This window comes from Micromonospora palythoicola, from assembly GCF_036689795.1.
Taxonomy (GTDB): Bacteria; Actinomycetota; Actinomycetes; order Mycobacteriales; family Micromonosporaceae; genus Micromonospora; species Micromonospora palythoicola.
Genome location: NZ_JBAGKI010000017.1, coordinates 75,680 through 101,504, shown reverse-complemented (window position 1 = coordinate 101,504; position 25,825 = coordinate 75,680). Strand labels below are relative to the sequence as shown.

Here is a 25,825-nt window from a genome sequence, read left to right as displayed (position 1 = left end):
GGCGACCCGCGCCTGGTCGCGCCGGCCGAGCGGCCGACTGACCCTGCCCGGCGGGTTCCTGCTCGTCCTGGTCGCCGCGACCGCCACGGCCGGCGCGCTGGTGGTGCCCGCCACCCTTGGCGCTCCGCGTCCGGTGGCGGTCGACGCCACCGCCGACGCGCAGCCCAGCGACCTGACGCCGTCCGGTCCGGTGCCGCCCCCGGGGCAGTTCCCGCCTCCCCCCGGGGTGGGGGGCGGGGGGGGGGGGGGGGGGGGGGGGGGGGGGGGGGGGGCGGCCCCCCCCCCGGGGTGGGGGCGGGGGGCCTTCCGGGGCGGGTGGTGTGCCGGTCGGGGTCTGGGGCGGGGTAGGGCGGCGCGGGCCGCGACCGCGGTGTCGGGGTGGTCGGTGAAGACGCCGTCGAGGCCGAGGCGGTAGAACAGCTCGTACTCGGACTGGATGTCGCCGCGGGCGTTCGGGTCGGTGCCGATCCGGAAGTCGGCCGGCAGGAACTGGTTCTCCGCCCGGAAGGTCCAGGCGTGCACGATCAGCTTCTCCCGGTGGGCGTCCCTGATAAGGGTGGTCGGGGCGAGCAGGCCACCGGCGGAGTTCCGCGGCACGATCAGGTCCTTGTGCACGCCGACGCCGTCGGCGTAGCGGGAGATCCAGCGCAGGCCGGCGGGGGTCGCCAGGTCACGGTACGTGCGGGTGTCCCCGGCCAGGGTGAAGTCGTAGGGCTGGCCGGCGGCGTTGAGCAGCTGGGCCAACTTGACGTCGATCATGCGGTCCAGCCGCCGCAGATTGGCCGTCTCGAAGGACTGGATGATCACCGGAGCGTGCCGTTTGGTCATCTTGTTCCGGCGCAGCGTCTCGACGAGCGGCTCCTCCAGCGGCAGGCCGATCGAGGCGAAGTACGTCGGGTGCTTGGTCTCCGGGTAGACACCGATCACCCGCCCGCGCGCCCTGCCCTCGACCCGGGCCAGGTCGATCACCTCCTGGAAGGTGGGCACCTGGAACCGGCCGTCGAACGCGGTGTTCGTCACCCGTACCTGGGGCAGTCGCTCCTTGGCCCGCAACGTCCGCAGTTCGGCGAGGGTGAAGTCCTCGGTGAACCAGCCGGTCACCGAGACGCCGTCGATGGTCTTCGTGGTCCGGCGGTCGGCGAACTCCGGCTTGGCCGCCACGTCGGTGGTGCCGCTGATCTCGTTCTCGTGCCGCGCGACGAGCACACCGTCGGCCGTCGCGACGAGATCCGGTTCGATGTAGTCGGCACCCATCCGGATCGCCAGTCGGTACGCCTCCAGGGTGTGCTCCGGCCGGTAGCCGCTGGCACCCCGGTGACCGATGACGATGGGCCGCTCACCGACGCGGGCCGGGTCCGGGCCGGCGGCCGGCTTCGCCGTGGCGACCATGGGCGTGGCCACGGCGGCGGCGAGCAGGGTCACCGACACACCGAGGGCGGAAAGGGTACGTCGCAACGCGGTCTCCTTGACTTGTCGGGGGACCGCCTCAGCAGACCCGCCCGGGCTGACCGGCAGTTGGTCCGCGCCTGACCACGCGGTGAATCCGCCGTTGCGTCCGTTGAAGCAGAGCAAGGCGGAGCCGACGACACAGGGCTCGGGATGCCGGTTCCGGCCCGGAACGGCGGGCAGAATCGGAAGATTGTCTGGTGCGTCGGTTTCTTCGTCACCCGGTGCGGCTCGTGCCGCTGGTCTTCCTGGTGGCGATCCTGATCGGCACCGGCCTGCTGATGCAGCGCCCGATGACCATCGAGTACCAGCACGCTCCCTTCATGACCGCCCTGTTCACCGCCACGTCGGCCATCTCGGTCACCGGCCTGACCGTCACCGACACCCCGAACTACTGGTCCGGCTCCGGGTTGGTGCTCATCACCGTGCTCACCCAGCTGGGCGGGCTCGGCATCCTGACCGGTGCCGCACTGGTGATCCTCACCGTGTCCCGGCGACTGGGGCTGCACAACCGGCTGCTGTTGCAGGCCGAGACCGCGGAGTACGGGCTCGGTGACGTGCGCCGGCTGCTGCTGCGCATCGCCGCCACGGTGTTCGCCTGCGAGCTGGCGATGACCGTCATCGTCACCGGGCGGCTCTGGCTGGCCTATGACCAACCGTTCCGGGAGGCTCTCTGGTCCGCCGGGTTCCACTCCATCCAGGCGTTCAACAACTGCGGATTCTCGCTCTACCGCGACGGTCTGCTGGCCTTCTCCCGTGACCCGTGGGTCAGCCTGCCGCTGGCCCTCGGCGCGATCATCGGCGGTCTCGGGTTCCCGGCCATGTTCGAGGCCGTCCGGGAATGGCGGCAGCCGGCCCGCTGGGCGGTCGCCACCAAGCTGACCATCTGGGGCAGCGCGGCGCTTGTCGCCTTCGGTGGGGTCGCGTTCCTGGCCGCCGAGTGGGCCAACCCGTGGACCGTCGGCCAGTACGACGTACCCGGCAAGGTGGTCGCCGCGTTCGCGCAGATCGCCCTGGCCCGCACCGGTGGTTTCGAGGTGGTGCCGACCGAGGTGCTGCGGGAGGAGAGCTACACCCTGTTGACCGCGTTGATGTTCATCGGTGGCGGCAGCGCCAGCACGGCCGGTGGGATCAAGGTCTCGACCTTCTTCCTGCTCGCCTTCGTCATCTGGGCGGAGGTCCGCGGCGAGCCGGACGTCACGGTCGGGCACCGCCGGGTCGCCACCGCCAGCCAGCGGCAGGCCCTCACCGTCGCGCTGCTCAGCGTCGCGGTCGTGGCCGCCGGGACCGCCGCGCTGATCGCGATGACCGACAAGCTCCCGTTCTACGCCGCGCTGTTCGAGGTCACGTCGGCGTTCAGCACCACCGGCCTCTCGGTGGGCGTCCTGCCATCCCTGTCGGACGGCGGCCAGTTGCTGCTGGCTGTGCTCATGTACATCGGCCGGGTCGGGCCGCTCACCTTCGGCTCGGCAATCGCGCTGAACACCCGACGCCGGCTCTACCGCTACCCGGAGGAGCAACCCATTGTCGGATAGAAGGACGGACACGGGCGGCATCGCCGTCATCGGCCTCGGCCGATTCGGCAGCCATCTGGCCGAGTCGCTCGCCGCCCTCGGCCGCGAGGTGCTGGCCATCGACCGGGACATCCACCAGGTGCAGAAGTGGTCGTCGATGCTCGATCAGGTGGCCCAGGCCGACGCCACCGACGAGGCCGCCCTACGCCAGCTCGGCCTGGCCGACGTGCCCCGGGTGATGGTGGCCATCGGCGCCTCCGTCGAGGCCAGCGTGCTCACCGTGCTCGCCCTGGTGGAGCTGGGCATACCGCAGATCTGGGCCCGGGCGACCTCGGGCCAGCACGCGAAGATCCTCTCCTCGGTCGGCGCGCACCGCGTGATCTTTCCCGAGGCGGAGACCGGCGAACGGCTCGCCCTAATGATCATCAGTCGGACGCTCGACTTCGTGGAGTTCGACGAAGCCTTCGCGGTCGCGCGGATCCGCGTTCCGCGGGCGCTCGTGGGTCGCCCCACCAACGAGGTCCAGCTGTTGAAACGCTACGGCGTACGGGTGATCGGGGTGAAGCGGCCGGGCGAGGACCGGTACCGGTACGCTTCGGACGTTTTGGACCTCACCGAGGACACCACTCTCATCATCGAGGGAACCATCGAACACGTACAGCGTTTCGCCACGCTGTCCTGACCGGTCAGCTCACCGGCCGGGGCCCTTGCCAGGCTTACCCGGCTGCGGCTTACCCCCGCCCTTGCCCTTCGCCTTGCCGTCGTCCGGCTCGGCCTTCTCGGCCTTGGGCTTCTTCGCCTTGGGTTTGGTGTCGCCGGAGCCGGCCTTGCCGGCTGACGCCTTCACCGTCTTGGCCGGAGCCGACCGGGTGGGTGCCGGCGCGGTGCCCGCCACTCCGGAGACCTGGACCCCGCAGATCGCCGTGCCGACCCGGAACTCCACCGGCAGCGGATTCGTCCCGGTGTACCGCCCGGTCAGGTTCAGTTTCTCGGTGGCGCCCGGTGCCAGGGCGGGCCGTTGCGGGACCGCCTGCACCGCCACCGACCGGCCCTGCTGCCGGACCGGCGCCGGGGTCGCGGTGGTCACCTGCTGCTCGCCGGGGAACGCGAAGCTCATGGTCCAGTCGCGCAGCTCACGGTCTCCCGTGTTGGTCAGGCTCAGCTCCGCGGTGAAGTCCTTGCCGGAATCCTTGCGCAGCGCGTACGTGACCTGGCAGGGGATCTCCTGTTCGCCGCCGATGCGCGCCTGGGTCGGTTGATCCATGCCGCCGCTGGCGGGGCTGTGCGACGTGACGCCCCAGACCGCCGCCGTGACGGCCATCAGCCCGGCGGCGGCCGTCACCGCCTCGATCCGGCGCCGACGGCTCAGCCGACGCCGGGTACGCGGGCCGGGCAGAGGCAGCGCGTCGGTCGCCGCGGACCAGGGCAGGATCGTGGTACCGGCGTCGGCCAGCGACGACGGGTCGGCAGCGCCGGCACCCACCGGCACCGTCGGCACCTTGCCGGCCGCCTCGGCGAGCACCCGGGCCAGCTCGGCGGTGGCCGGCCGGTCCGCCGGTCGCTTCGCCAGGCAACGGTGGACCAGGGCGGCGACGCTGGCGGGCAGGTCCGGCACGGCGGGCATCGGCTCCGGCTCGCGGTACATGTGGGCGCGCAGCATCTGGGTGGTGGTGTCGGCCTGCCAGGGCAGCCGACCGGTGAGCATCCGGTACAGCAGCAGCCCGAGCGCGTACACGTCGGTGGCCGGGCTGACCTGGCCGTTGTCGAGCCGTTCCGGAGCGAGGTACGCCGGGGTGCCGAGCAGGGTGCCGTCGGGCCCCTTCTCGCTCTCACCGACGAGTGCCGAGATGCCGAAGTCGACCACCTTCACGCCGGTCGCGGTGAGCATCACGTTGCCGGGTGTGACGTCGCGGTGCACCACACCGCGAGCGTGCGCGGTGGCCAGCGCGGAGGCGACCTCGGCCGCCACCGTCACCGCCTCCCGCCAGGGCAGGCGTCCGTCGCGGGCCAACCGAGCGGTGAGCGGACCACCGTCGATCAACTCCATCACCACGTACGGCACGGTCAACCCGACCTGCACGGACTCGCCGTAGTCGTACACGTTGGTGATGTTGGGGTGGCAGAGCCGGGCGGCGGCCTGGGCCTCGATCCGGATCCGGTGCCGGAACGCCCGGTCGCTGGCCAGCCGGGACGCGAGCACCTTGACCGCCACCTGCCGACCGAGCACCTCGTCGTAGCCGCGCCAGACCACCGACATGCCGCCCGCGCCGAGCTGCTCGATGAGCCGGTACCGCTCACCCAGCAGTTGCGCTCCCCTGCTCACCGCATCACCCATGGTCGGCGTTGTTGCCCGACGTGAGGCCGCCTACACCTTTCTGGTCTGATTCGGTCACGGATGTCACCCGATCAGGCGGTGGCGAGCAGTTGGTCCACCGGAGCGTAGTCGTCGGTGAGCACCAGCGCGTCCCCGACGAAGTCCGTCAGGTCACCCCCGCTGAGCAGGCTCGCCGGCTCGTTGGCGTCGTCGAGGCGGGCCCGTAGCGCGGCCAGCGGCAGCGGCGTGTCGGAGGCGACGATCAGGAAGTTGGCGCCCCGCTCACCGGCCAGCGCCTCGGGCGGAGCGATCAGGGCCACGTGCGCGAACTCGGCGGCGACGGTGGCCACCTCGCTGCGGATGAAGCGCAGCGGCGGGTAGTCGATGACGTTCTGCACGTACACGCCACCCGGGCGGGTCACCCGGCGGATCTCGGCGGCCATCTCCCGGGTAGCCAGGTGCCAGGGCACCACCAGGTGTCCGAAGGCGTCGCCCACCACGAAGTCGCGGCTGTCGGTCGCCTCGTCGGCCACCAGCATCCGGGCGTCGCCCACCACCGCCCGCAGGTCCGGTCCCTGGCGTACGCCGAGCCGCCGCTCCCCCAGCTCGACGAGCCCGCCGTCGATCTCGAACACCAGGTTGTCGGTGCCGGGCCGGGTGGCGGTCAGGTATCGCGGCACGGTGAACCCGCCGCCGCCCAGGTGCAGCGCGTCGAGTCGCTGGCCCGACGGGGCGAGAACGTCGGCCACCGCCCCGATCCAGCGGGTGTACGCGTACTCCAGGTGGGTCGGATCGGCCAGGTCCACGTACGAGTGCTGGGCCGAGTTGAGCAGCAGCGTCCGCCCGCTGGACCGACCCGGGTCGGCCTGTACCCGGGCGCAGTGGTAGGCCGTCTCGACGTCGCAGGGGTTCGGGGCGACCATGGTCAGCCCGGCTCCGGCCAGGCCGAGCACCGCCAGGGCGGCCTTGACCCGGGCCGGTCCGGGCAGGGCGTCCCGGTCCTGTCGGTGCAGGTACACCCCGAGCGCGACGCCGGTGATGCCGAGGGACGCGGCCAACCCGAACAGGATCACCGTGCTGGGCAGAGCGGCCACCAGCACGAAGCCGGTGACCAGGGTGGCCGTGACGGCACCGAGCGTGCCGATGCCGGAGAGCCGGCCGACGACCTGGCCGGTGCGGCGCAGGTCGGCGAGCTGTAGCTTGATCACCAGTGGGCTGACCGCCGAGAGCAGCATCGCCGGTGCGAAGACGGCGACCGCGACCAGCAGCAGCACGGCGCTGGCCGCACCGCCGCGCAGCACCTCACCGGCGTACCGCACCGCGGGCAGGGTGATCGCGGTGGCGATGCCGGAGAGCACCAGCGCCGGGGCCAGCAGCGTACGCGGATTGCGCCGGTCGGCCAGCCAGCCGCCCGCCCACGCCCCGTACGCGATCGCCGCCAGCGCGATGCCGATGACCGAGCTGGTCACCTGGAGGGTGACCCCCACGTACGGCCCGACCAGGCGCAACGCGGCGGTCTCCAGCACCAGGACGGCACCGCTGGAGTAGAAGACCAGGAACGCGGCGAGCCTGTTGGGCAGGGCCCGAGGCACCGGCGCCGGGGAGGGCGCGGACGGGGCCGCCACGTCAGGCGTTGGAGAGTTCATCGTGGCGATGGTACGCAGCGGCCCCGGGCCGGCGGGTCAGTACATCGAGAGATGAACGTGGTTCGTGTGGTCGGCGGCGGGGCTGCCGCTACCGCTGTACGCCCGCCAGCCGGTGCCCGGGTGCCAGATCTGGCGGTACCAGATCACGTAGAGCACGCCGAGCCGGTCGGCGTTGCGGACGTGCCAGGCGGCCAGGCTGTCACCGTACGACTTGTCGCCACCGGTCGCCGTGCGGTCCTCGAAGCCGTTCGTGGCGGCGGAGAAGTCGCAGGCCCGACCCTTGGGGTGCTCGCCGGAGCCGCCGCTGCGGTAGCAGGAGACGTGCCGTTTGTATCCGGCGGCCTGGGTCTGCTTCAGCGCGTGCAGCGTGCGGGGCGTGATGCAGCCCGAGGTGGTCGGGTCGTTCACCGAGCACGACTCGCCGGGCCAGGAGCCGTCGGAGTTGCGCGGCGCCGGCTTCGCCGAGGTGGAACTGCCACCGCTGAACCCGCCACCGCTACCCGAGCTGACCGCCGCCAGGGCCGCCTCGGCCTCCTTCTTCTTCTTCGCCATCACGGCCAACTGCTTGGTCTGCTCGCGCACCTCGGCATTGATCGCCAACTTGGCCTGCCGGGCCTGCTCACGGGCCTCGGTCAGCTCCCGGATCCGGCGACCGTCCCGCTGGGCCATCATGTCGAGATTGGCGGCCCGCTGCACGAACGCCTCCGGCGTCGCGCTGTCCAGCAGGACGGCCGCCGGGCTGAGCCGGCCGACCCGGTAGGACTGGGCGGCCACCTCACCGACCATGACGGTCAGCTCGTCCAGCCGGCCCTCCATCGCGGACAGCTCCTTGGCCATCTGCTTCTGCCGCTTCTTGGAACCGTCCAGCTTGCGCTTGGCGTCGATGTGCGCCTTCGCGGTGGCCTCCAAGGCGTCCCGCAGCTTCTTGCTGCCACCCTCGTTCGGCTCGGCGTACGCCGGCACGGCACCCGCGCCGAGCAGCAGCGCCACGGCGGCGAGCAGGACGATCAGCGGCCGGTGGGCGTGCCGCCGGACGGGCATGGACCTGCGCACGAAAGCATCCTTTCGTCGGCCGCCGGCCCCCATGGTCAGCACTGCGCGGCGGCGACCCCCGCCGGCGCCGGTCGGCGGCCTGCTGGCGGAAGGCCGCCGGTCAGGATACCGGAACCAGCCCCGTCAACCACCCCACCAACCCCCCACACCCACCACTCCTCACCCCACCGCAACCACCCCCTCACCCTCCGCACCCGCTCCTCGCGTTGATCATGAGGTCAGCGGCGAGTTCGATCTGGAACTGCCGCCAACCTCATGATCAACGCGCGAGAAAAGGGGGGTCAGGTGGGGAGGAGGGCGGTGTGGACCTCGGTCCAGACCTCGGCGTTGACGGCCACCAGCAGGCCGTGTTCGGTGTCGGCGGGGTGGTAGTCGGTGCCGTCGAGACGGCGGGCCACGCCGCCCGCGGCCCGCACCAGCAGGGTGCCCGGGCCGTGGTCCCAGGGCAGGGTCCGCCAGAACAGCACGAACTGCTGCTGGCCGGTGAGCACGTCGAGATACTCGCGGCCGGCGCAGTGCTGCCCCGGCAGCAGCTCGCCGAGGCGCGCACCACCCGCCTCCACCGTGCGCCGGGACGGCCCCGGCAGGAACTTCGTCATCGCCGCGCCGCGCAGCTCACCCACCGGTGGCGCCCCGTCGGGCAGGTGCAACGGTTGGCCGTCCAGGTACGTGCCCTCGCCGGTGCGGGCGGTCGCCAGCGCGTCGGCGAGCGGGTCGAACACCCACGCGGCCACCGGCTCACCGTCGGTGAGCAGGGAGACCATCAACGCGAACGGGCGGCGGCCCGCCGCGAAGTTCGCGGTGCCGTCGACCGGGTCGACAAGCCACACGTCCCCCGAGGCGCGTAGGTGACGCAGCAGGTCGGGGTCGTCGGCCACCGCCTCCTCGCCCACCACCACCGAACCGGGACGCAACCGGAGCAACCCGGCGCTGATCATCTCCTCGGCCCGACGGTCGGCGACCGTGACCAGCTCGCCGGGGGCCTTCTCGCTCACGTCGGCGGCGTCGAGATGGCGGAACAGGGGCAGCACGACGCGGTCGGCGGTCTCCCGCAACAGCCCGGCGACGTCGTCGAGCAGGGTGTCAGCCACGCGGCGGCAGCTTCACCACGCTGACGAAGAACTCGTCGATCTGCCGAACCACCGAGATGAACTGCTCGAAGTCCACCGGCTTCGTCACGTACGCGTTCGCGTGCAGCTGGTAGCTGCGCAGGATGTCCTCGTCGGCCTGGGAGGTGGTCAACACCACCACCGGGATCCGGCGGAGCTGCTCGTCCCGCTTGATCTCCTCCAGCACCTCCCGGCCGTCCCGTCTGGGCAGGTTCAGGTCGAGCAGGATCAGGTCCGGCAGCTCCACGTCCGCGTACTGGCCCTCGCGGCGCAGGTAGGCCAGCGCCTCGGCACCGTCGGAGACGACGTTGAGCCGGTTGCGCAGCTTGTGCTCCTCGAACGCCTCCTGGGTCATCAACACGTCGCCCGGGTCGTCCTCGACCAGGAGCACCTCGATCGGGCTGTTGCCGTCCGCCGGGGAGGTCATCCCACCGTCTCCTTCATGCCACCTGTCCCACCGCCGGCCTGTGCCAGGCCGGCGACGGCCGAGGGGCGCTCCGATCCGCCGCCGGCCTCGGCGCCGACGGTACCGTCACCCGCCACGACCTCGTCATCGGCCCGGCCCGCCGCCACGTCCGCCCCGACCTCCGCCGGATCGGACCCGTCCGCCTCGGACCCGTCCGCGCCGGTGGCGCTCTTCGCAGCCTCGACGTCGGCGGGCAGCGCGGGCAGGGTGAAACGGATCGCCGTCCCCTCGGGCACGTCGGTGTCCACCCAGACCCGACCACCGTGGTACTCCACGATCTTCTTGACGATCGCCAACCCGATGCCGGTGCCCGGATAGGCGTCCTTGGCGTGCAGCCGCTGGAAGATGACGAAGATCTTGTCGGCGAACTCCGGCTCGATCCCGATGCCGTTGTCCTGGCAGGTGATCTCCCAATCCTCGCCGATCAGCCGGGCCGAGACGTGCACCTTCGGCGGAACATCCGCCCGACGGAACTTCACCGAGTTGCTGACCAGGTTGACCAGCAGATTGGTCAACAGTGGCTCCTCACCACGGATCACCGGCAGCTCACCCCAGGTCAGCTCGGCGTCGGCGTACTGCCGGGCCGGCTCGGTCTGTGCCGCCACCTCCGCCATCAGCAGGTTCAGGTCGACATCGGTGAAGCCGGTGGTGAGCCGGCCGATCCGGGAGAACGCCAGCAGGTCGTTGATCAACCGCTGCATCCGCTGCGCGCCGTCCACCGCGAAGGCGATGTACTGGTCGGCCCGCTCGTCGAGCCGCCCGGCGTAGCGCCGTTGGAGCAGCTGGCAGAAGCTCGCCACCTTGCGCAGCGGCTCCTGCAGGTCGTGCGAGGCGACGTAGGCGAACTGTTCCAGGTCACGGTTGGACCGGGTCAGCTCCTCGGCCTGCTTCTGCAACTGGGTGTTGACCCACTCGATCCGCTCCCGTGCCTCCCGCACCTCGGCCAGGTCCGCGGCGATCTTCTGCCGCATGGCGTCCACGTCCGCGCCGAGGCGCTGGAACTCCGGCGGGCCGGTGCCGGTGATCCGGTGGCCGTAGTCGCCGACCGCGACCTCCCGGACCTGCCCGGCCAGGCTGGTCAGCGGCCGGATCACCATCCGCTCCAGCGAGGTGAGCAGCACCACGCCGGCGACGAGCACCACGAGTGCCGCGATGACCAGCAGCAGTACCAGCAGGTTGCTGGTACTGCGTACGTCGGCGGCGGCGGCTTCGCGGACCTCGAGAATGCCGTTCTGGAGCACGTCGACGGCGATCCGGATCTGGTCGAACTGCTGCCGCGACCGATCGGTGAGCAGTTGCTGCCCGGCGGCGGCGCCACCGGTCTCGATGGCGGCGATGACCGGCAGGGCGACCGCCTGGCGCCACTGCTCCGCCCGCTGCCGCACCGTGCCGAACTCGTCGCGCAGCTCCGGGTAGCCGGCCAGCAGCTGGTCCATCGAGGTGGCCAGCTCCTGCTCGCGCTGCCGGCCGGTGTCGAACGGGGCCAGGTCGTCCCGGTCGCCGGTCAACGCGTACCCCCGGATCGCGGTCTCCTGGTCGACCAGGACCGCGAGCAGCTCCTGGGACTGGACCCGCAGCGGACCGGTCTGGTTGAGCACCGCGTCGATGTGCGCCCGGTTACGGGTGGCGACCACCGCCTCCGCGGCGGCCACCCCGATCAACAGCAGACCGACGACCACGACGAGCACGGCCAGCCGACCGCGCAGGCTCCAGCTGGCACCCGTGGTGGTCACCGGCCACTGCCCCGGGTGACAAGCAGCATCGCCACGTCGTCGGCGAACGGGCCGTCGTTGAGCTGCTCGGCCCGGCCGACCAGCCAGGCCGGCAGGTCGGCCAGCGGAACCGCCCGGCTGGCCGGCTCGGCCAGCAGTCGGGTCAGGCCGGGTACGTCGAGGCGTTCGTCGCCCGCGCCCACCCGGCCCTCGATGAGACCATCGGTGTACATCAGCAGAGACCAGTCCTCGGTGTCGAACTTCAGGTCGAAGGCGACCGGCCGGCGCGGCCGTACGCCGAGCAGCAGACCACCCGGTGCCGGCACCGGAGTCACCCGGCCCTCGGCGAGCAGCACCGGCGGCGGATGGCCGGCCAGCCGCACCGTCGCCCGGCCGGCGTTGAGGTCGAGCCGGGCCGTCGCCACGGTCGCGAAGATCTCCTGAAGCCGGCGCTCACTCATCAGCACCTGTTCCAGCGCGGGAAGCACCTCGTCGTCCGGCACCCCGGCGAGGATCAACGCCCGCCAGGCCACCCGCAGTTCGACGCCGAGTGCCGCCTCGTCCACGCCGTGGCCACAGACGTCACCAATGATCAGATCGACCCGGTCCGGACGGGTCTGCACCACGTCGTAGAAGTCGCCGCCGATCAGGGCGGCGTGCCTTCCGGGCCGGTAGAAGGTGTGCACCGCGATCTGGTCGGTCGACATCAGCGGCTGGGGCAGCAGGCCGCGCTCCAACCGGGCCGACTCGGCCTGGCGCAGCTCCACCTCACGTAGCCGGCGGGCGTTCTCGTCGGCCCGCTTGCGCTCCACCGCGTAGCGCAGCGCCCGGGTCAGCAGGATCCCGTCCACCTGGCCCTTGACCAGGTAGTCCTGCGCCCCCTCGGCAACCGCGACGATGCCCAGGTGCTCGTCGGTGCGACCGGTGAGCACACAGACGGCCGCGCTGCCGGACATCTCCAGCACCTGCCGCAGCCCGTCCAACCCCTGCGCGTCGGGCAGACCCAGGTCCAGCAGGACGCAGTCGACCCCCGCGATCCGCCGACGGGCCTCGCTCAGGCTGGTCGCCACCAGCAGGTCGATGCCGGAGTTCGTCTCGGCCAGCAGCTCGCCGACCAGGAAGGCGTCCCCCTCGTCGTCCTCGACCAGCAGCACCCGCAGCCGCTCCCCGGGGGGCAGGTTCGGGTTGCCACCCAGCCCGCCCTGCGGGTACGGCCACGACACCACGGAGGGACCGGTCATCCCGGGCCCCCGGGTCGGCCGGGTCACCGCCGCGACTGGCGGAAGATCGCTGGTGATGTCGGGCTCCTTCCGAGCGCCCTGCTGATCCTGTATTAGACAACGTTCGCACACAACATGACGGAGCACCCTCGGGTGGCATGGAGGATGATGGTCCACCCCAGGACCACCCCCTTGCGAGGAGCCACCCGTGGGCGCACCCCTCAGCCCCGTCACCGACCGTGCCCTCACCCGGCCACGTCGACGTCGTCTCGCCGCGCTCGCGGCACTCGTCGCGCTCGTCGCCGTCGGCGCGAGCGCCCTGCTCGACCTGCGTCCTCCGGCACCCCGCCCGGCCGACACGCCGACCGGCGAGTTCAGCGCGGCGCGCGCGTACCCGCACGTGACGCGGGTCGCCGGAGGGCCGCACGTCGCGGGCAGCCCGGCCAACGACGAGGTCCGCGCCCACCTGGAAGGCGTACTGCGTGGCCTCGGGTTCCAGACGCGGGTGCAGGACACGGTCGCCGAGGAGGCCGGGCAGCTCAGCGGCGCGGCGGGCGGCGCCACCCTGGCCCGGGTCCGCAACGTGGTGGCCCGGCTGCCCGGCACCGACCCCACCGGCACCGTGTTCCTGGTCGCGCACTACGACGCGGTGCAGACCGGGCCGGGCGGCAACGACGACGCCGCCGGGGTCGCGACCATCCTGGAGGTGGCGCGCGCGCTGACCGACGGCCCGGCGCTCCGCAACGACATCGTCCTCGTCCTCACCGACGCCGAGGAGGCGTGCCTCTGCGGAGCCTCGGCGTTCGCCTCCGAACATCCGCTGGCCGCCGGCAAGGGGGTGGTGCTCAACCTGGAGGCACGGGGCCGCACCGGACCGGTGATCATGTTCGAGACGTCGCCGGAGAACGCCCGCCTGGTCGAGGTCTTCGGCGAGGCGGCACCGCACCCGGTGGGCACCTCGTTCGCGGTGGAGGTGTACCGCGCGCTGCCCAACGACACCGACTTCACCGCCTTCCTCGACGAGGGGTTCCTCGGGCTGAACTCGGCGTACCTCGACGGGGGTGCGATCTACCACACGCCACTGGACACCCCGGCGTCGATGGACCGGGCCAGCCTTCAGCACCACGGCGACAACACCCTCGGCCTCGCCCGGGAGTTCGGCCGGATCGACCTCGCCGACCTGCGCGCCGGTCACGACGCCACCTACTTCCCCGTCCCCGGCGGCCTCGCCCGCTACCCCGGCTGGCTGGTGCTGCCGTTGGCGCTGCTGGCGCTGGCCGGCGTGGTCACGCTCGGCTGGCTGGCCCGACGCCGGAACCGGGTCACCACCGGTCGGCTGGCCGCCGGCTTCGGGCTGGCCCTGGTGCCGATCGTGGTGGCACCGGTGGGTGCCCAACTCCTCTGGGCGGCGATCGCCGCCCTCCGACCGGGCTACGCCGAACTGCTCGACCCGTACCGGCCGACCTGGTACCGGCTGGCCGTGCTGTCGCTGGCCGCCGCCGTCGTGTTCGCCTGGTACGCGCTGAGCCGGCGCCGGGTCGGCCCGGCCGCGCTGGCCGTCGGCGGGCTCGGCTGGCTGGCGCTGTTCGGTGTGCTGCTGGCGTTCCTGGCCCCCGGCGGGGCGTACCTGGCCACCCTGCCCGCCCTGGCCGGAGCGATCGGGGGGCTGGTGGCGCTGGCCACCCGGATCGACGGACCGGTACCGGTGATCGCGGTGACCGTCGCCTCGGCGGTCGCGGTGATCCTGCTGCTCCCCACCGTGGTGCTGCTCTTCCCGGCGCTCGGCATGGCGATGGGCGGCGTCGCGGCGCTCTTCGCGGTGCTGCTCGGCCTCGCCGCGCTGCCCGTGATCGACCTGCTGCACCCGCAGGCCGGCGGTCAGCGGGGCATGGCGGCGCTGCGGGCCCGCCGACTCGGTGCCCTGCCGGCCGGGGCCGCCGCGCTGGCCACCGTGGTGCTCGCCGGGGTCGGCTTCGCCGTCGACCGGTTCGACGCCGCGCACCCCGCGCCCACCCACCTGATGTACGCGCTGGACGCCGGCACCGGCCAGGCCCGCTGGCTCAGCCACGAGACCGAGCCGCAGCCCTGGACCGACGAGTACGTGGACGGCCCGGTCCAGGTCGCCGACGAGTTCCCCGGAATCGGCGGCGACGAGTTGCTCGGCGGCCCGGCACAGCCGGCGGACCTGCCCGCGCCCCGACTGGACGTGCTGACCGACACCACCGCGAACGGCGAACGCACCCTGACCCTGCGGCTCACCCCGCAGCGCCAGGTACGCCTGACCACCCTGCACGTCGACACGAACACCGCCGAGGTCCGGCGCGCCGTCGTCGCGGGCCGGTCGGTCCCGGTGGAGAGCCGCGACGGCCGCTGGGGGTTCGGGGTGGTCTTCCACGCCCCGCCGCCCGAGGGGATCGAGGTCACGCTGACCGTCACGCCGAAGGCGGAACGGATCGCGCTGCGGGCGATGGACGCCAGTGACGGCCTCGACGCGCTACCCGGCTTCCGCCCCCGCCCACCGGACGTCGGCGTCGCCGGCTCACACAGCTCCGAGATGCTCGCGGTGGCCCACACCTACCCGCTGTAGGGCAGCTACTTCCAGCGGTATTGACCTAGGTCCGGGGCGTATCCCGTCAAACCGGGTGACTCCGCATGTTAGCTGCTGCCGCTCTTGGCATGGGTGGTCAGTCACGGTCACTGCCGGCTCTCGTCCGACGGCCTGAAAGCGGCATGATCTTGGCGCGGCCGCATCGGGCAGGGACGAACCCGGATACTGGGAGTTCGGGCCACCCCGAGATCGGCGCGCCGTCGCTATGGTGAGCGACATGGTCCTCCGATACACCCGCAGAGGATTAACCCGAGTCGGCGGCAACGTAGCGCTTGGAGCCGGCCTGCTGCTCGCCCTGCTCATGACCAGTCCGAGAACCCTCAAACCGGCGGGTACGTCCTGGCCGGCGTGCTCGTGCTGACGGGTGTGGGACTACGAGTCAAAGCAGCGCTCATCGCCTTGCACGAACAGCGCGGCGGCCAATGATCCAGCGAGTGCAGACCGGCATGTTGCCTACAACATCATGAGGGAGCCAACTTTGAAGGTCTTCGTCTCGTGGAGCGGTGAGCCCGCGCGATCGATCGCGCGCAGCCTATATAACTGGTTGCCAACAGTCCTTCAGCACGTCGATCCGTGGATGTCCGATGAGGAGATTGAGAGCGGCGGCCGATGGAATGACGAGATTGCCGCCTCGCTTGACCAAGCCGACTTCGGGATTATATGTGTCACAGCAGCGAACCAGCACCGCCCTTGGCTGATGTTCGAGGCCGGCGCCCTTGCCAAACGCTTGAACGTGGCCCGCGTCGTTCCCTTATGTATCGATATGAGTCCGGCCGAGGTAACAGGACCACTCTCGACCTTCCAGTCGAGGGTGCTCGAAAAGGACGGAATGCGCAAGCTTGTGCAGGAACTCGCCCTGAAAAGTGACAGGCCACTTACACCTGACCGTCTGGATCAACTCTTCACAGCGATGTGGCCCGAGTTTGAGCGTCAGATCGACGAGGCCAAGCGGGCTACCCCGGATGCGCACCAAGCTCACCGCAGTGCTCAAGACATGCTTGAGGAACTGGTCGAGCGTGTGCGCCGCATAGAACGCCAGTCAGAAACGCCACGACCGTGGTTTATCGATGACGAAGCCCTCGCAGGAGGTGGGCAGCCGCCGAGGGTGCGACGCCTAACCGAGCTTCTACGGCGGACAGATCTTCAGCCTCGCGTTTTCATCGTCGGGCACGGCGATCCGCCGACTGACTCGTCCGAACTACCGGATCAAGGTGGTGCCCTGGACAAGCCGCCTACCGACTGACTTACGTGCACGGGCGACCGGGCACCGGGGGTTACTCACCCCGCCACCTCTCCCCTAGCTAGCTGTACTTCCTAGCCATCCCGTCGGCCTTCGTCCGCACTCCGTGGAGTGTGTTCACCAGCCTGGCCGAGGCCCAGGCCGCGGTGGACGCTTACGTGCTGCACTACAACACCGACCGACCTCACCAGGCCCTGGACCCGAAGACGCCGGTCACCCCGGCTGACCGGTTCCAGCCGGTCGGAGCCCAGCAGCGGGCACTGGTCGACCTGTGGCTGCCACCGACCCTGGATGCCGTTGCCGGCACCCCGGTCCAGCCGGTGCCCGCCGACACAGAACCGGTCAAGGTCGAACCGCCGACGGTGCAGGCGGGTGGGCCGGTGGAGTTCGACCGGGTCGTCCCGGCGTCGGGCAACCTGATGGTGTGCCAACGCCAGTTCTGGATGGGCACCCACCGGGCCGGCATGGTCGCCCGGATCTGGGCCGACTGCGACCTGATCCACGTCCTCATCGCCGGCATCCGGATCAAAACCGTCCGTTCCCATCTGAGCGTCAACGACCTGGCCACCCTCACCCCGCCAGGGCGCCGTCCCGGCCGGCCCGTCGCCTCTGCCACCGATCGAGGACGGCGACGCCGTCGAGGTTGAACGCTGCGTCAACCGTGGCGGCGGCGTCTCCCTGGGCCAACACATCGTCCTGGCCGCAGAGATCCTTGCGGGCCGCCGCGTCGGCATCCGCATCGAACCGACCACCCTCATGTTCTACGACCTGGACACCCGCGAACTGCTCCGCACCCGCCCCAACCCACTACGCCCGGAACAGATGAAACGCCTCCGCGGAGCCCGACCGGCAGGACCACCACCCCGGCCCTCGATCGAACCCGTCCGAGTGCAACGACGGGCCTCGAACAGCGGGATCATCATGGTCGCCGGCCAGAAGGTCGCCCTCGGCAGGCTGCACCGCCACCAGACCGTCACCGTGACCGTCTCCGAAACGACCCTGGCCATCGAACTCACCGACGGCGACACCAAGGTCATCCGCCGCACGACCACCCAGCCAGTCCGTAGCATCAAAGGCCAGCGACCGCAGATCGCTACCCAAGTTTCCTAGACCACCCGTCGCACATCACCTGGCAGAGCTACATCGCACATCAGCTGTCGGATCACACTCGCCAGGCACTCCGCCCTCCAATGACTGACGCGCGACGGGCCTCTGCCAGCTAATCAGTGACAGTAGTCGGTCTCAGCGCTCTGAGGACAACAGCCCGAATCACCTGACCTGCTGGCCATGTCGGGCTACCACTGGACGCACCAGGACGCTAAGTTCATACTCCAAACAGTCGAGCCAAAGAGGAGCGCCGCCTCATGCTCAGCTTCGAGGAGAGGATGTACGTCTCACTTCTCTTTCGAAACAAGCTGCTAGAGCTTGAGGGAAACTCCTTCGAGGCCTTCTTTCACAAAGTGATGTGCGCCCGACATGGCGATTTTATCGACGTCAGAGTTCACGGTGGCGGAATAGGCGACATGGGGTCAGACGGCCTGTCCCTCAACAGCAAGAAGTTGTATGCTTGCTTCGGTCCCAGGACTTTCAACAAGGACGCAGTAGCAGGAATCGAAGCCAAGTTCCTGAGCGACCTTGCGAAGGCCGTCAAGAAGCGTGGGGACGAGTTTTCTACGTTCGTTTTTGTACATAACGACGCCCCAGGAATCCATCCAGTAGTTAGCAGTCTACTAGCTCAAGCGCGTAACACTCATCCGACTTTGAAATTTGAGCGCTTCGGACCTCGCGATCTTCTTAGCGAAATTCTCCGCCTAGATCGGTTCCTGATCGAGGATTTAATGAATGCCGAGATCCTAGTTAAGGATCTCGTTTACGGAATCGGACTCGAAGACATTCGGCCGCTACTCGAACATCTAGTCGAAGGCCGGGCAAGATCGGTCCTCGAGCCCGCTCCCAACCCGGTTTCCGATACGAAGCTGGACTACAACCGCTTGGATCCCGACAACAAGCGAAGCCTCCTCGACGGAATGAGGAGAACGTTTTTAATCGAAGAATACTACGCCGGGATCGACGACGTCACGGAGCGAGACGAGGTTGCACGTCATTTTAGCCACTACTATCACGCGATCTCCGTAGAGTACAATGATCCCGACCACGTAATATTCGAACTCCAGAACTACCTTTCGGGAAACGCGCGAGTCACCCCCGCACGTGAACGAGCTTTGTGGGTCGTGCTGGCCCATTTCTTTGAACGATGCGACATCTTTGAGAACCCACCGCCCGGTTGGTCCCCAGAAGACGGCTGGAGTGAGAAGTGATCACGCCAACCAAGGGCATCGCCCCCCAACGGTCACTGCTGGCAGTCGGCGCACAAGTGTTGTCAGTGTTGGAAGGACAGCCCCTATCAGTCAGCCAGACTTGGAGCAGGCTCCGGCGGTGGCGCGCGTCCAATGGACACCTATCGCCGGTGCCGTTTTGGTGGTACGTACTGTCACTAGATGTTCTCTTCAGCCTAGGGCTCGTCGAATTTGACGGTGAACTGCTCGTAAGGAGAAACGCTCGTGCTGCGTAAGATTAGCGCCAACTACGCAGACTTCAAGGCGTTTACTTTCCGTCCTGGCTTGAACATCGTCGTCGCCGACACCACACGCGACTCACGGGAAACGGATAGCCGGAACAGCGCCGGCAAGTCGAGTCTGATCGAACTATTGCATTTTTTGCTCGGAGCATCCGCGGACAAGGGAACGCTTTTCACGAAACCGAAGCTCAAGTCCTTCACCTTCGCGCTAGAGCTGGACTGGCCCTCGCTGGAGCAGCCAATCTCAGTTGCTAGGTCAGGTGAGCGCCCCAACATAATCGAAGTCTCGCCGCTTCCACGCAACACAGAGTACACGCAAAGTGTCTTCGGCCATGAAATTAAGCTTTTAGAGTGGCAGCGCCTAATCGAGCGGGACCTCTTTAAGCTACCAGCAGAGCATCCCGGGATCAGCGGACGGGTCCTCCTCTCATTCCTTGTGAGGCGTGCCGGATCGGGCGGATTCGCAAGTCCCGTACGTACGCATCCCAGGCAGTCAGACGCTGAGGGTGCCACCAATCTGGCCTATCTCCTCGGCCTCGACTGGGGGATCGCAAACCGGTACAGGGAGATTCAGGCGCGAGAACGAATGCGCCGCGAACTGAAGAAGGCAGCAGACGACCCTATTCTCGGCAAGATTGTCGGCTCAGTGTCTGAGCTCCGGGGGCAAATTGCCGTGGCTGAAAACCGTGTCAACGAACTAAGGCTTCAGATTGACGGATTCCATGTTGTCCCTGGTTACGAAAGGCTCAGAGAGGAAGCAGACGCCCTCAATCGCCGAATCCGAGAGCTTCGAAACCAGGAGGAGATCGACCGCAGAAACCTGGAAGACCTGACCCGTTCGGTTGAAGAGTCACACGAACCCGATACTGATTACGTGGCCCCCATGTATGAAGAACTGGGGGTGATGCTCGGCGATCAGGTGATTCGCAGGTTCGAAGAAGTCCAGGCATTCCACGAATCGGTGGTGAGAAACCGGCGCCGTTACCTTTCAGCAGAAGCGGAGCGCTTGACTCAACTGCTCCGAGAGCGCGAGCAGGAGCGAACCCGTCTCGGAGAGCAACTTGCCGAAAAGCTACGCTCTTTGAGGGAGGGAGGTGCCTTAGATGCGCTGACCACTATGCAGCGAATTTATGCTCAGGAGGAGTCCCTGCTATCAGCCCTCAGGCACCGATTCGAGGCTGCTCAAGCGGTAGAAGCAAGCAGGCGTGAGATTACTCTTGCGAGGGCCTCGCTCCAAGACGAGATGGACGCCGACTTAGAGGACCGTAGCGAGGTTGTGAATCAGGCGATCGTGCTCTTTTCGAACTTCGCTAGGAGCTTGTACGGCCCTGAACGGGAAGCATACCTACGGATCGAGTCGGGCAACTCGAGCCTGGTTGTTGCGCCGCACATTGCCAGCGATACTAGCGTCGGAATCAGCAGCATGGTCACCTTTTGCTTCGACTTGGCTCTTACGGTTATTGCTCATCGCGCCGGCCGAGCCCCAGACTTCTTAGTGCATGATAGCCACCTCTTCGATGGGGTAGATGAGCGGCAGCTCGCCAGAAGTTTGGAACTAGCGCGGCTAGTCTGCGACCAGGAAGGAATTCAGTACATTGTGACGCTGAACTCAGACGACCTAGAGAAGGCGCAGCGGGTGGGATTCAAGGCAGAGGAAGCCGTACTCAGCCCGACGCTTTCCGACAGGTTCGAGAGCGGCGGACTCTTTGGATTCCGATTTTGAGCGTCGGTATCCGCTCTGAAACAGACTAGCGACCCCGCCACCTCCGTCGAGGCACGAGGTATCGACGCGCTGCCAGGACGAATGCCCTTCGGGAATCGTCGTAAGTCTTCAGGGTTTGCGTCCCACTCGTCCGCTCCTGGGTCACACTGAACGAGGGTGAGTGAGGCCTCGAAGAGTCGTCGCCCACATCCGGGCATATGAGCTCGACAGACTCGGCTGTGTTTCTGCCACTTCGGCGGCCGGCCCTTCCCCGACGCGGCAGGCAGCAGTACGGCGAGCCGCTGCCACTGAGCGTCGGTGAGGTCATGCCGCCTCGTCACCGCTACGCTGGCCACGAGGTCTCCGGTATGAAGTTCTTGCTTGGTCGCAGAACCAGATACCGGAGACCTCTTCAGTTGTCGATCACCGCCACGCCGTGACCCCGACCCTGCCGGCCTTACTTACGAAACACGCCTTAGGTGAGGACCAGGAGGACGACGACGCTTCTGAGCCCCCGATGACGGCCCGGAAACGGCATGATCTTGTTCCAAGACCCCTCTGAACGGCTTGCGGCGCAGGTCAGAGGGCATGCCGTCGCTACTTCCAGCGGAAGTGGACGAAGAGGCGGCCGAAGTTCTTGGAGTCCTTCTCGACCCGGTGGTAGAGCTGCTTGACGTCCTTCTGGTCGAGGAAGCGCAGCACGCGCTTCTTGAGCTGGCCGGAGCCCTTGCCCGGGATGATCTCGACGAGGGTGGCCTTCTTGGCCACCGCCTCGTCCATGATCCCGCGCAGTGCCCGGTCGATGTCGTGGCCCTTGTTGAAGATGTCGTGCAGGTCCAGCTTCAGCTTCATGCCACGTCCACCGTCCGGTCGGCTGTCATGCGGCTCATGGTAGGCAGGTCGCCAGCCGGCTCAGCACGTCGAGAGGGCAGCCCGGTCGGGCTGCCCTCTCGACACGTGTACCGCGATCAGCGTCCGCCCACCCGGGTCTCGACCCGGCGCAGGGCCGTCGTGTAGTCGTCGTTGGACGAGTGCATGGCCGCCGCGATGCGCAGGTGGCGCAGCGCGTCGGTGTAACGGTTGAGCCGCTCCAGCGTCCGGCCCAGCACGTGGTGGGCGTAGTGGTCGCTGGGGTTGCGGTCGACCAGCTCCCGCAGCTGCTCCTCGGCCCGACTCAGCTGGGCCGACTGGAAGTAGGCCCGGGCCAGCAGCTGTCGGACGGAGGCGTTGTCCGGCTCCGCCTCGATGATCGGTTCGAGCAGCCGGGCCGCGCCGCTGGGGTCGCCCGCCTCGAAGAACAGGGTCGCCCGCCGGTACTCGGCCAGCAGATCCATGCCGCCACCCCCTCCGTGTCGCACCACTGTCCCGACGCTGGCACAACACCGGGCGTACCGCGACTGTTCCCGGCCGCTTTCCCGGCCCGAGAGAACCGTCCTACACGGTGGCGAGGTCCCAGGCGCGGACGCCACCGACGATGCCGGCGCTGTTGGGCACCACCACCACGTCGTCACCCATCCGGGTGAGCTGCTCGGGGCGGATCCGGCGCGAGTTTCCGCCGCCCAGGTAGAGCCGGTCCCAGCGGAACACCGGACGCAGCCCCTCCACCACCTGGCGGATCCGGCGGGACCAGAACGCGTCGCCCAGCCGGCGGCGCTCGGGCTCACCGACGTACGTGTCGTAGGTGGTGCCCCAGCGCACCGGGGCGTGGGACAGTTCGAGGTGCGGGGCGAGCACCCCACCGTCGAAGAGGGCGCTGCCCAGCCCGGTGCCGAGGGTCAGCACCAGTTCGCAGCCGGTGCCGGCGACCACCCCGGCACCGTGCACCTCGGCGTCGTTGAGCACCAGCGCCGGCAGGCCGAACGCCGCCGAGAGCGCGCTGCGGGCGTCGAACCCGGACCACTCGGCGAGCAGTGCCGGGTCGACCCGGCTGCGCGGGCCCGAACGGGTCACGTAGTGCGGGGTGGCCACCACCACGCCATGCCGGATCATGCCCGGCATCCCCACCGTCACCCGACCGGCCGGCGGCAACCGACCGCCGAGTTCCACGAGCGTGCGGACGAACAGCTCCGGCGGCAACGGGTACGGCGTCGGCACGCGCATCGGCTGGGCCCGCATGGTGCCCGCGCCGTCCAGGACCGACGCCTTGATCCCGCCGCCGCCGCAGTCGATCGCCAGAGTGGTCAACACGCACGTGAGTCTGCCTCGTCCCGGGGGTCGGCCGCGCGGCGACGGGTAGGCTCGGCTGCTTGTGAGCGCCACGCTGATCGCCAAGGATCTCGCCGCCGGGCACGGGGAACGAACCCTCTTCACCGGTCTCGACCTCGTGGTCGCGCCCGGCGACGTGGTCGGCCTGGTCGGCGCCAACGGAGCCGGCAAGTCGACGCTGCTGCGTACGCTCGCCGGTCTGTTGCCGGTCGAGGCCGGCAGTGTCGCGGTGAGCCCGCCCGGCGCGAGCGTCGGGCACCTGCCCCAGGAGCCGGAGCGCCGGCCCGGGGAGACGGTGCGGGCCTTCCTGGCCCGTCGCACCGGCGTGACCGGGGCGCAGTCCGCGCTCGACGCGGCGACGGAGGCGTTGACCGCCGGCCGGTCGGGCGCGGACGACGCGTACGCCGCCGCGTTGGAGAGCTGGCTCGGACTCGGCGGGGCCGATCTGGACGAGCGGGCCGAGGAGGTCGCCGCCGAACTGGGCCTCGCCGTCGATCTCGACCAGCAGATGACCAGCCTCTCCGGTGGCCAGGCCGCCCGCGCCGGGCTGGCGTCGCTGCTGCTCAGCCGGTACGACGTGTTCCTGCTCGACGAGCCGACGAACGATCTGGACCTGGCCGGGCTGGACCGGCTGGAGAACTTCGTCACCGGCCTGCGCGCCGGCACGGTGCTGGTCAGCCACGACCGGGAGTTCCTGGCCCGCACGGTCACCTCGGTGCTGGAACTGGACCTGCACCAGCAGCAGGTGAACCACTTCGGTGGCGGCTACGCGGCGTACCTGGAGGAGCGGGAGGTGGCCCGCCGCCAGGCGCGCGCGGACTACGAGGAGTACGCCGACACCCGGACCGCGCTCCAGGCACGGGCGCGAACCCAGCGGGCCTGGATGGAGAAGGGGGTCCGCAACGCCCGGCGCAAGGCCACCGACAACGACAAGATCGGCCGGAAGTTCCGGTCCGAGGCGTCCGAGAAGCAGGCGGCGAAGGCCCGGCAGACCGAGCGGCTGATCGAACGTCTGGAGGTGGTGGAGGAGCCACGCAAGGAGTGGGAGCTGCGGATGGAGATCGCCGCCGCGCCCCGCGCCGGCGCCGTCGTGGCCACGCTCCGCGACGCCGTGGTACGCCGGGGAGACTTCACCCTCGGCCCGGTGAACCTCCAGATCGACTGGGCGGACCGGGTGGCGGTGACCGGGGCGAACGGTTCCGGCAAGTCGACCCTGTTGGCCGCCCTGCTCGGCCGGTTGCCGCTGGACGCCGGCCAGGCCGCGCTCGGGCCGGGCGTGGTGGTCGGCGAGGTGGACCAGGCCCGTGGGCTGTTCCTCGGTGACGCGCCGCTGCTGGAGGCGTTCCGGGCCGCGGTGCCGGACATGTCGCCGGCGGACGCGCGGACGCTGCTGGCCAAGTTCGGCCTGCGCGCGCAGCACGTGCTGCGCCCGGCCGCGACGCTCTCCCCCGGCGAACGGACCCGGGCCGCGTTGGCCCTGTTGCAGGGGCGCGGCGTCAACCTGCTGGTGCTGGACGAGCCGACGAACCACCTCGATCTGCCGGCCATCGAGCAGTTGGAGTCCGCCCTGGCCAGCTTCCCGGGCACGCTGCTGCTGGTGACCCACGACCGGCGGATGCTGGAGGCGGTCCGCCTGGACCGGCGGTTGCGGGTGGACGCCGGGCGGATCACCGAGTTCTGATCCGGCGGAATCCGGACGGCGGAGCGACAATGACCCCATGCTCAGGTGGGAGTACGCCCTGTTGGTACGGCGCCGTCAGGCCGCCACCAACGACCTCGGCTTCGAGGTGATCTTTTCCTGGTACGGCCCGGACGGTTCCATGATCGACGTCACGCCGTACGGCGACACCGCGCTGGCCCATCTCAACCGGGCCGGCGACCAGGGCTGGGAGTTGGTCGCGATGAGCGAGGACCCGTCCCTGCCCGGCAACAACGAGTTGCACCGCTACCACCTGAAGCGGCCCCGGACGGCGGCCGCGCCGCGGCAGCGGATGCGCTCGGGACGTCCACGCCGGCCGATCCCGCGCTGACCCGGCGCGAATTCCACCCACAACCAGCGCATACCGGGCGGCTATCCGGGTAACGGGCGGCCGGAGGTGGCCCGGCATGGTCGCGTTGGCACATTCTCCGTCCTCCGCCGAGCGACTGCGGGCGATGGACGGGTTCCTCACCGAGGCATGGACGGACCAGGTCCGCCACGACGAGCGGCTGCGCCCACTCGGTGTCGAGGTCCGCTTCGACCGGGGCGTCGCCCACCTCACCGGCGAGGTCGACGAGCAAGCCCAGCTGCGACTGGTACGCGAGCAGGTCGGTCGGCTGGCCGGGGTCTTCGGCGTCTGGTGCCGGGTACGGGTCGGCGGGCGCGACCCGGTGGTGGTCGACCTGGGTTGCGGCGCCACCAAGCAGTGGCCGGGCAACCTCGGGCTCGACATCTTCCCCGCCCCCGGCGTGGACGCGGTCGCCGACCTGTCCGGCTCCCTGCCGCTGGCCGACGACTCGGTGGACGTGCTGTTCGCGGTGCACATCCTGGAACACCTGATCGACTTCCTCCCACTGCTGGACGAGTGTCACCGGGTACTCCGCCCCGGCGGCGTACTGCACGTGATGAGCCCCTGGTGGGGGCATGTGAACGCGGTGGCCGACCCGACCCACGTGCGGCTGCTGGACGTGCAGACCGTCAAGGGCATCTGCGTGATGCGACCGCCGGGCACCCCACGCTGGTACCCCCTGCACGCCGGCAGCGACGGCGCCTCCATCTTCGCCGACCTCACCCCGCTGGGGCGGGATGACGACGGCCCCTCCGCCACCCATCTAGCCCGCTTCTTCGACTAGGGCCGCCCGGCCAGCGCCCTGGACACCGCCGGTGTCCAGGGCATTCGTCTGTTTCGGCACCGGTCACCAATATTTCTCGCGGGTAACACCGGCAGGCCGCGCCATTGATCGAGACTTATCGAACCCCGGTAACTCGCCGGTAACAACCGGCCCTGCCGCACACCCCCGCGGAGGTATGAC

Annotated in this window: 21 protein-coding genes and 3 pseudogenes; 12 read left to right on the top strand and 12 right to left on the bottom strand. The window is 69.4% G+C overall.

The features are described from left to right. Positions 1–351: 351 nt before the first annotated feature. A pseudogene (locus V5O40_RS10770) lies at positions 352–1,455 on the bottom strand (glycerophosphodiester phosphodiesterase); the annotation flags it as partial. 191 nt (positions 1,456–1,646) lie between these two features. Between V5O40_RS10770 and V5O40_RS10765 the strand changes: the two are divergent. Then, the gene (locus tag V5O40_RS10765; RefSeq protein WP_332905304.1) at positions 1,647–2,981 is read left to right on the top strand and encodes a TrkH family potassium uptake protein; all 1,335 of its coding nucleotides are present in this window, start codon (positions 1,647–1,649) and stop codon (positions 2,979–2,981) included. Further along, complete coding sequence (locus V5O40_RS10760; RefSeq protein WP_332905303.1) at positions 2,971–3,642, top strand: potassium channel family protein; 672 nt, start codon at positions 2,971–2,973, stop codon at positions 3,640–3,642. Before V5O40_RS10765 ends, V5O40_RS10760 begins: the two co-directional genes overlap by 11 nt. A 9-nt stretch (positions 3,643–3,651) precedes the next feature. Here the strand turns inward: V5O40_RS10760 and V5O40_RS10755 are convergent, their stop codons facing one another. The 7 genes from V5O40_RS10755 to V5O40_RS10725 form a co-directional block, all read right to left on the bottom strand. Further along, entirely contained in the window at positions 3,652–5,295 is a 1,644-nt protein-coding gene (locus V5O40_RS10755) for a serine/threonine-protein kinase (protein ID WP_332905302.1), read from the bottom strand. Between the two features lie 71 nt (positions 5,296–5,366). Next, a complete protein-coding gene (locus V5O40_RS10750) occupies positions 5,367–6,920 on the bottom strand; it encodes a fused MFS/spermidine synthase (RefSeq protein WP_332905301.1) in 1,554 nt (517 codons plus the stop codon). Positions 6,921–6,956: 36 nt separating this feature from the next. Continuing rightward, entirely contained in the window at positions 6,957–7,961 is a 1,005-nt protein-coding gene (locus tag V5O40_RS10745) for a coiled-coil domain-containing protein (RefSeq protein ID WP_332905310.1), read from the bottom strand. Positions 7,962–8,254: 293 nt separating this feature from the next. Then, positions 8,255–9,064, bottom strand: a complete 810-nt coding sequence (locus tag V5O40_RS10740; protein WP_332905300.1) for an inositol monophosphatase family protein — start codon at positions 9,062–9,064, stop codon at positions 8,255–8,257. Beyond that, positions 9,057–9,509: a response regulator gene (locus V5O40_RS10735; RefSeq protein WP_332905299.1), complete on the bottom strand. Its 453-nt coding sequence runs from the start codon at positions 9,507–9,509 to the stop codon at positions 9,057–9,059. Before V5O40_RS10735 ends, V5O40_RS10740 begins: the two co-directional genes overlap by 8 nt. Further along, positions 9,506–11,281 carry a sensor histidine kinase gene (locus tag V5O40_RS10730; RefSeq protein WP_332905298.1) on the bottom strand — a complete coding sequence of 592 codons (1,776 nt, stop codon included), beginning with the start codon at positions 11,279–11,281 and terminating at the stop codon, positions 9,506–9,508. Before V5O40_RS10730 ends, V5O40_RS10735 begins: the two co-directional genes overlap by 4 nt. Then, positions 11,278–12,528 carry a PP2C family protein-serine/threonine phosphatase gene (locus V5O40_RS10725; RefSeq protein WP_332905297.1) on the bottom strand — a complete coding sequence of 417 codons (1,251 nt, stop codon included), beginning with the start codon at positions 12,526–12,528 and terminating at the stop codon, positions 11,278–11,280. Before V5O40_RS10725 ends, V5O40_RS10730 begins: the two co-directional genes overlap by 4 nt. Positions 12,529–12,688: 160 nt before the next feature. On the opposite strand from V5O40_RS10725, the gene V5O40_RS10720 reads away from it, so the two are divergent. From V5O40_RS10720 to V5O40_RS10690, 7 genes are all read left to right on the top strand, one after another. Further along, complete coding sequence (locus tag V5O40_RS10720) at positions 12,689–15,067, top strand: M28 family peptidase (RefSeq protein WP_332905296.1); 2,379 nt, start codon at positions 12,689–12,691, stop codon at positions 15,065–15,067. Positions 15,068–15,566: 499 nt separating this feature from the next. Then, positions 15,567–16,331 carry a toll/interleukin-1 receptor domain-containing protein gene (locus tag V5O40_RS10715; protein WP_332905295.1) on the top strand — a complete coding sequence of 255 codons (765 nt, stop codon included), beginning with the start codon at positions 15,567–15,569 and terminating at the stop codon, positions 16,329–16,331. A 110-nt stretch (positions 16,332–16,441) separates the two neighbouring features. Then, entirely contained in the window at positions 16,442–16,975 is a 534-nt protein-coding gene (locus V5O40_RS10710; protein ID WP_332905294.1) for an integrase core domain-containing protein, read from the top strand. Between the two features lie 109 nt (positions 16,976–17,084). Then, positions 17,085–17,438: a hypothetical protein gene (locus V5O40_RS10705; protein ID WP_332905293.1), complete on the top strand. Its 354-nt coding sequence runs from the start codon at positions 17,085–17,087 to the stop codon at positions 17,436–17,438. 254 nt (positions 17,439–17,692) lie between these two features. Beyond that, positions 17,693–18,646, top strand: coding sequence for an ABC-three component system protein (locus tag V5O40_RS10700; RefSeq protein WP_332905292.1), 954 nt, complete (start codon positions 17,693–17,695; stop codon positions 18,644–18,646). Further along, positions 18,643–18,900 (top strand): ABC-three component system middle component 6, encoded by a 258-nt coding sequence (locus V5O40_RS10695; protein ID WP_332905291.1) that lies wholly within the window; start codon positions 18,643–18,645, stop codon positions 18,898–18,900. The genes V5O40_RS10700 and V5O40_RS10695 overlap by 4 nt, the downstream gene beginning before the upstream one ends. Beyond that, positions 18,890–20,629 (top strand): ABC-three component system protein, encoded by a 1,740-nt coding sequence (locus V5O40_RS10690; RefSeq protein WP_332905290.1) that lies wholly within the window; start codon positions 18,890–18,892, stop codon positions 20,627–20,629. Before V5O40_RS10695 ends, V5O40_RS10690 begins: the two co-directional genes overlap by 11 nt. A 209-nt stretch (positions 20,630–20,838) precedes the next feature. Here V5O40_RS10690 and V5O40_RS10685 read toward each other — a convergent pair. From V5O40_RS10685 to V5O40_RS10670, 4 genes and pseudogenes are all read right to left on the bottom strand, one after another. Continuing rightward, positions 20,839–20,964: pseudogene (locus V5O40_RS10685) on the bottom strand (IS5 family transposase); the annotation flags it as partial. A 241-nt stretch (positions 20,965–21,205) separates the two neighbouring features. Further along, entirely contained in the window at positions 21,206–21,460 is a 255-nt protein-coding gene (locus tag V5O40_RS10680) for a Smr/MutS family protein (protein WP_013736060.1), read from the bottom strand. A gap of 116 nt (positions 21,461–21,576) precedes the next feature. Then, on the bottom strand, positions 21,577–21,942 hold the full coding sequence (locus V5O40_RS10675) for a tetratricopeptide repeat protein (RefSeq protein ID WP_332905289.1): 366 nt from the start codon (positions 21,940–21,942) through the stop codon (positions 21,577–21,579). A gap of 100 nt (positions 21,943–22,042) precedes the next feature. Next, positions 22,043–22,795: an ROK family protein gene (locus tag V5O40_RS10670; RefSeq protein WP_332905288.1), complete on the bottom strand. Its 753-nt coding sequence runs from the start codon at positions 22,793–22,795 to the stop codon at positions 22,043–22,045. A 61-nt stretch (positions 22,796–22,856) separates the two neighbouring features. Between V5O40_RS10670 and V5O40_RS10665 the strand changes: the two genes are divergently transcribed. From V5O40_RS10665 to V5O40_RS10655, 3 genes and pseudogenes are all read left to right on the top strand, one after another. After that, positions 22,857–24,494, top strand: a complete 1,638-nt coding sequence (locus V5O40_RS10665; RefSeq protein ID WP_332905287.1) for an ABC-F family ATP-binding cassette domain-containing protein — start codon at positions 22,857–22,859, stop codon at positions 24,492–24,494. Positions 24,495–24,531: 37 nt separating this feature from the next. Beyond that, positions 24,532–24,783 (top strand): annotated as a pseudogene (locus V5O40_RS10660) (hypothetical protein); the annotation flags it as partial. Positions 24,784–24,919: 136 nt separating this feature from the next. Further along, positions 24,920–25,645 carry a methyltransferase domain-containing protein gene (locus V5O40_RS10655; RefSeq protein WP_332905286.1) on the top strand — a complete coding sequence of 242 codons (726 nt, stop codon included), beginning with the start codon at positions 24,920–24,922 and terminating at the stop codon, positions 25,643–25,645. Positions 25,646–25,825 lie beyond the last annotated feature (180 nt).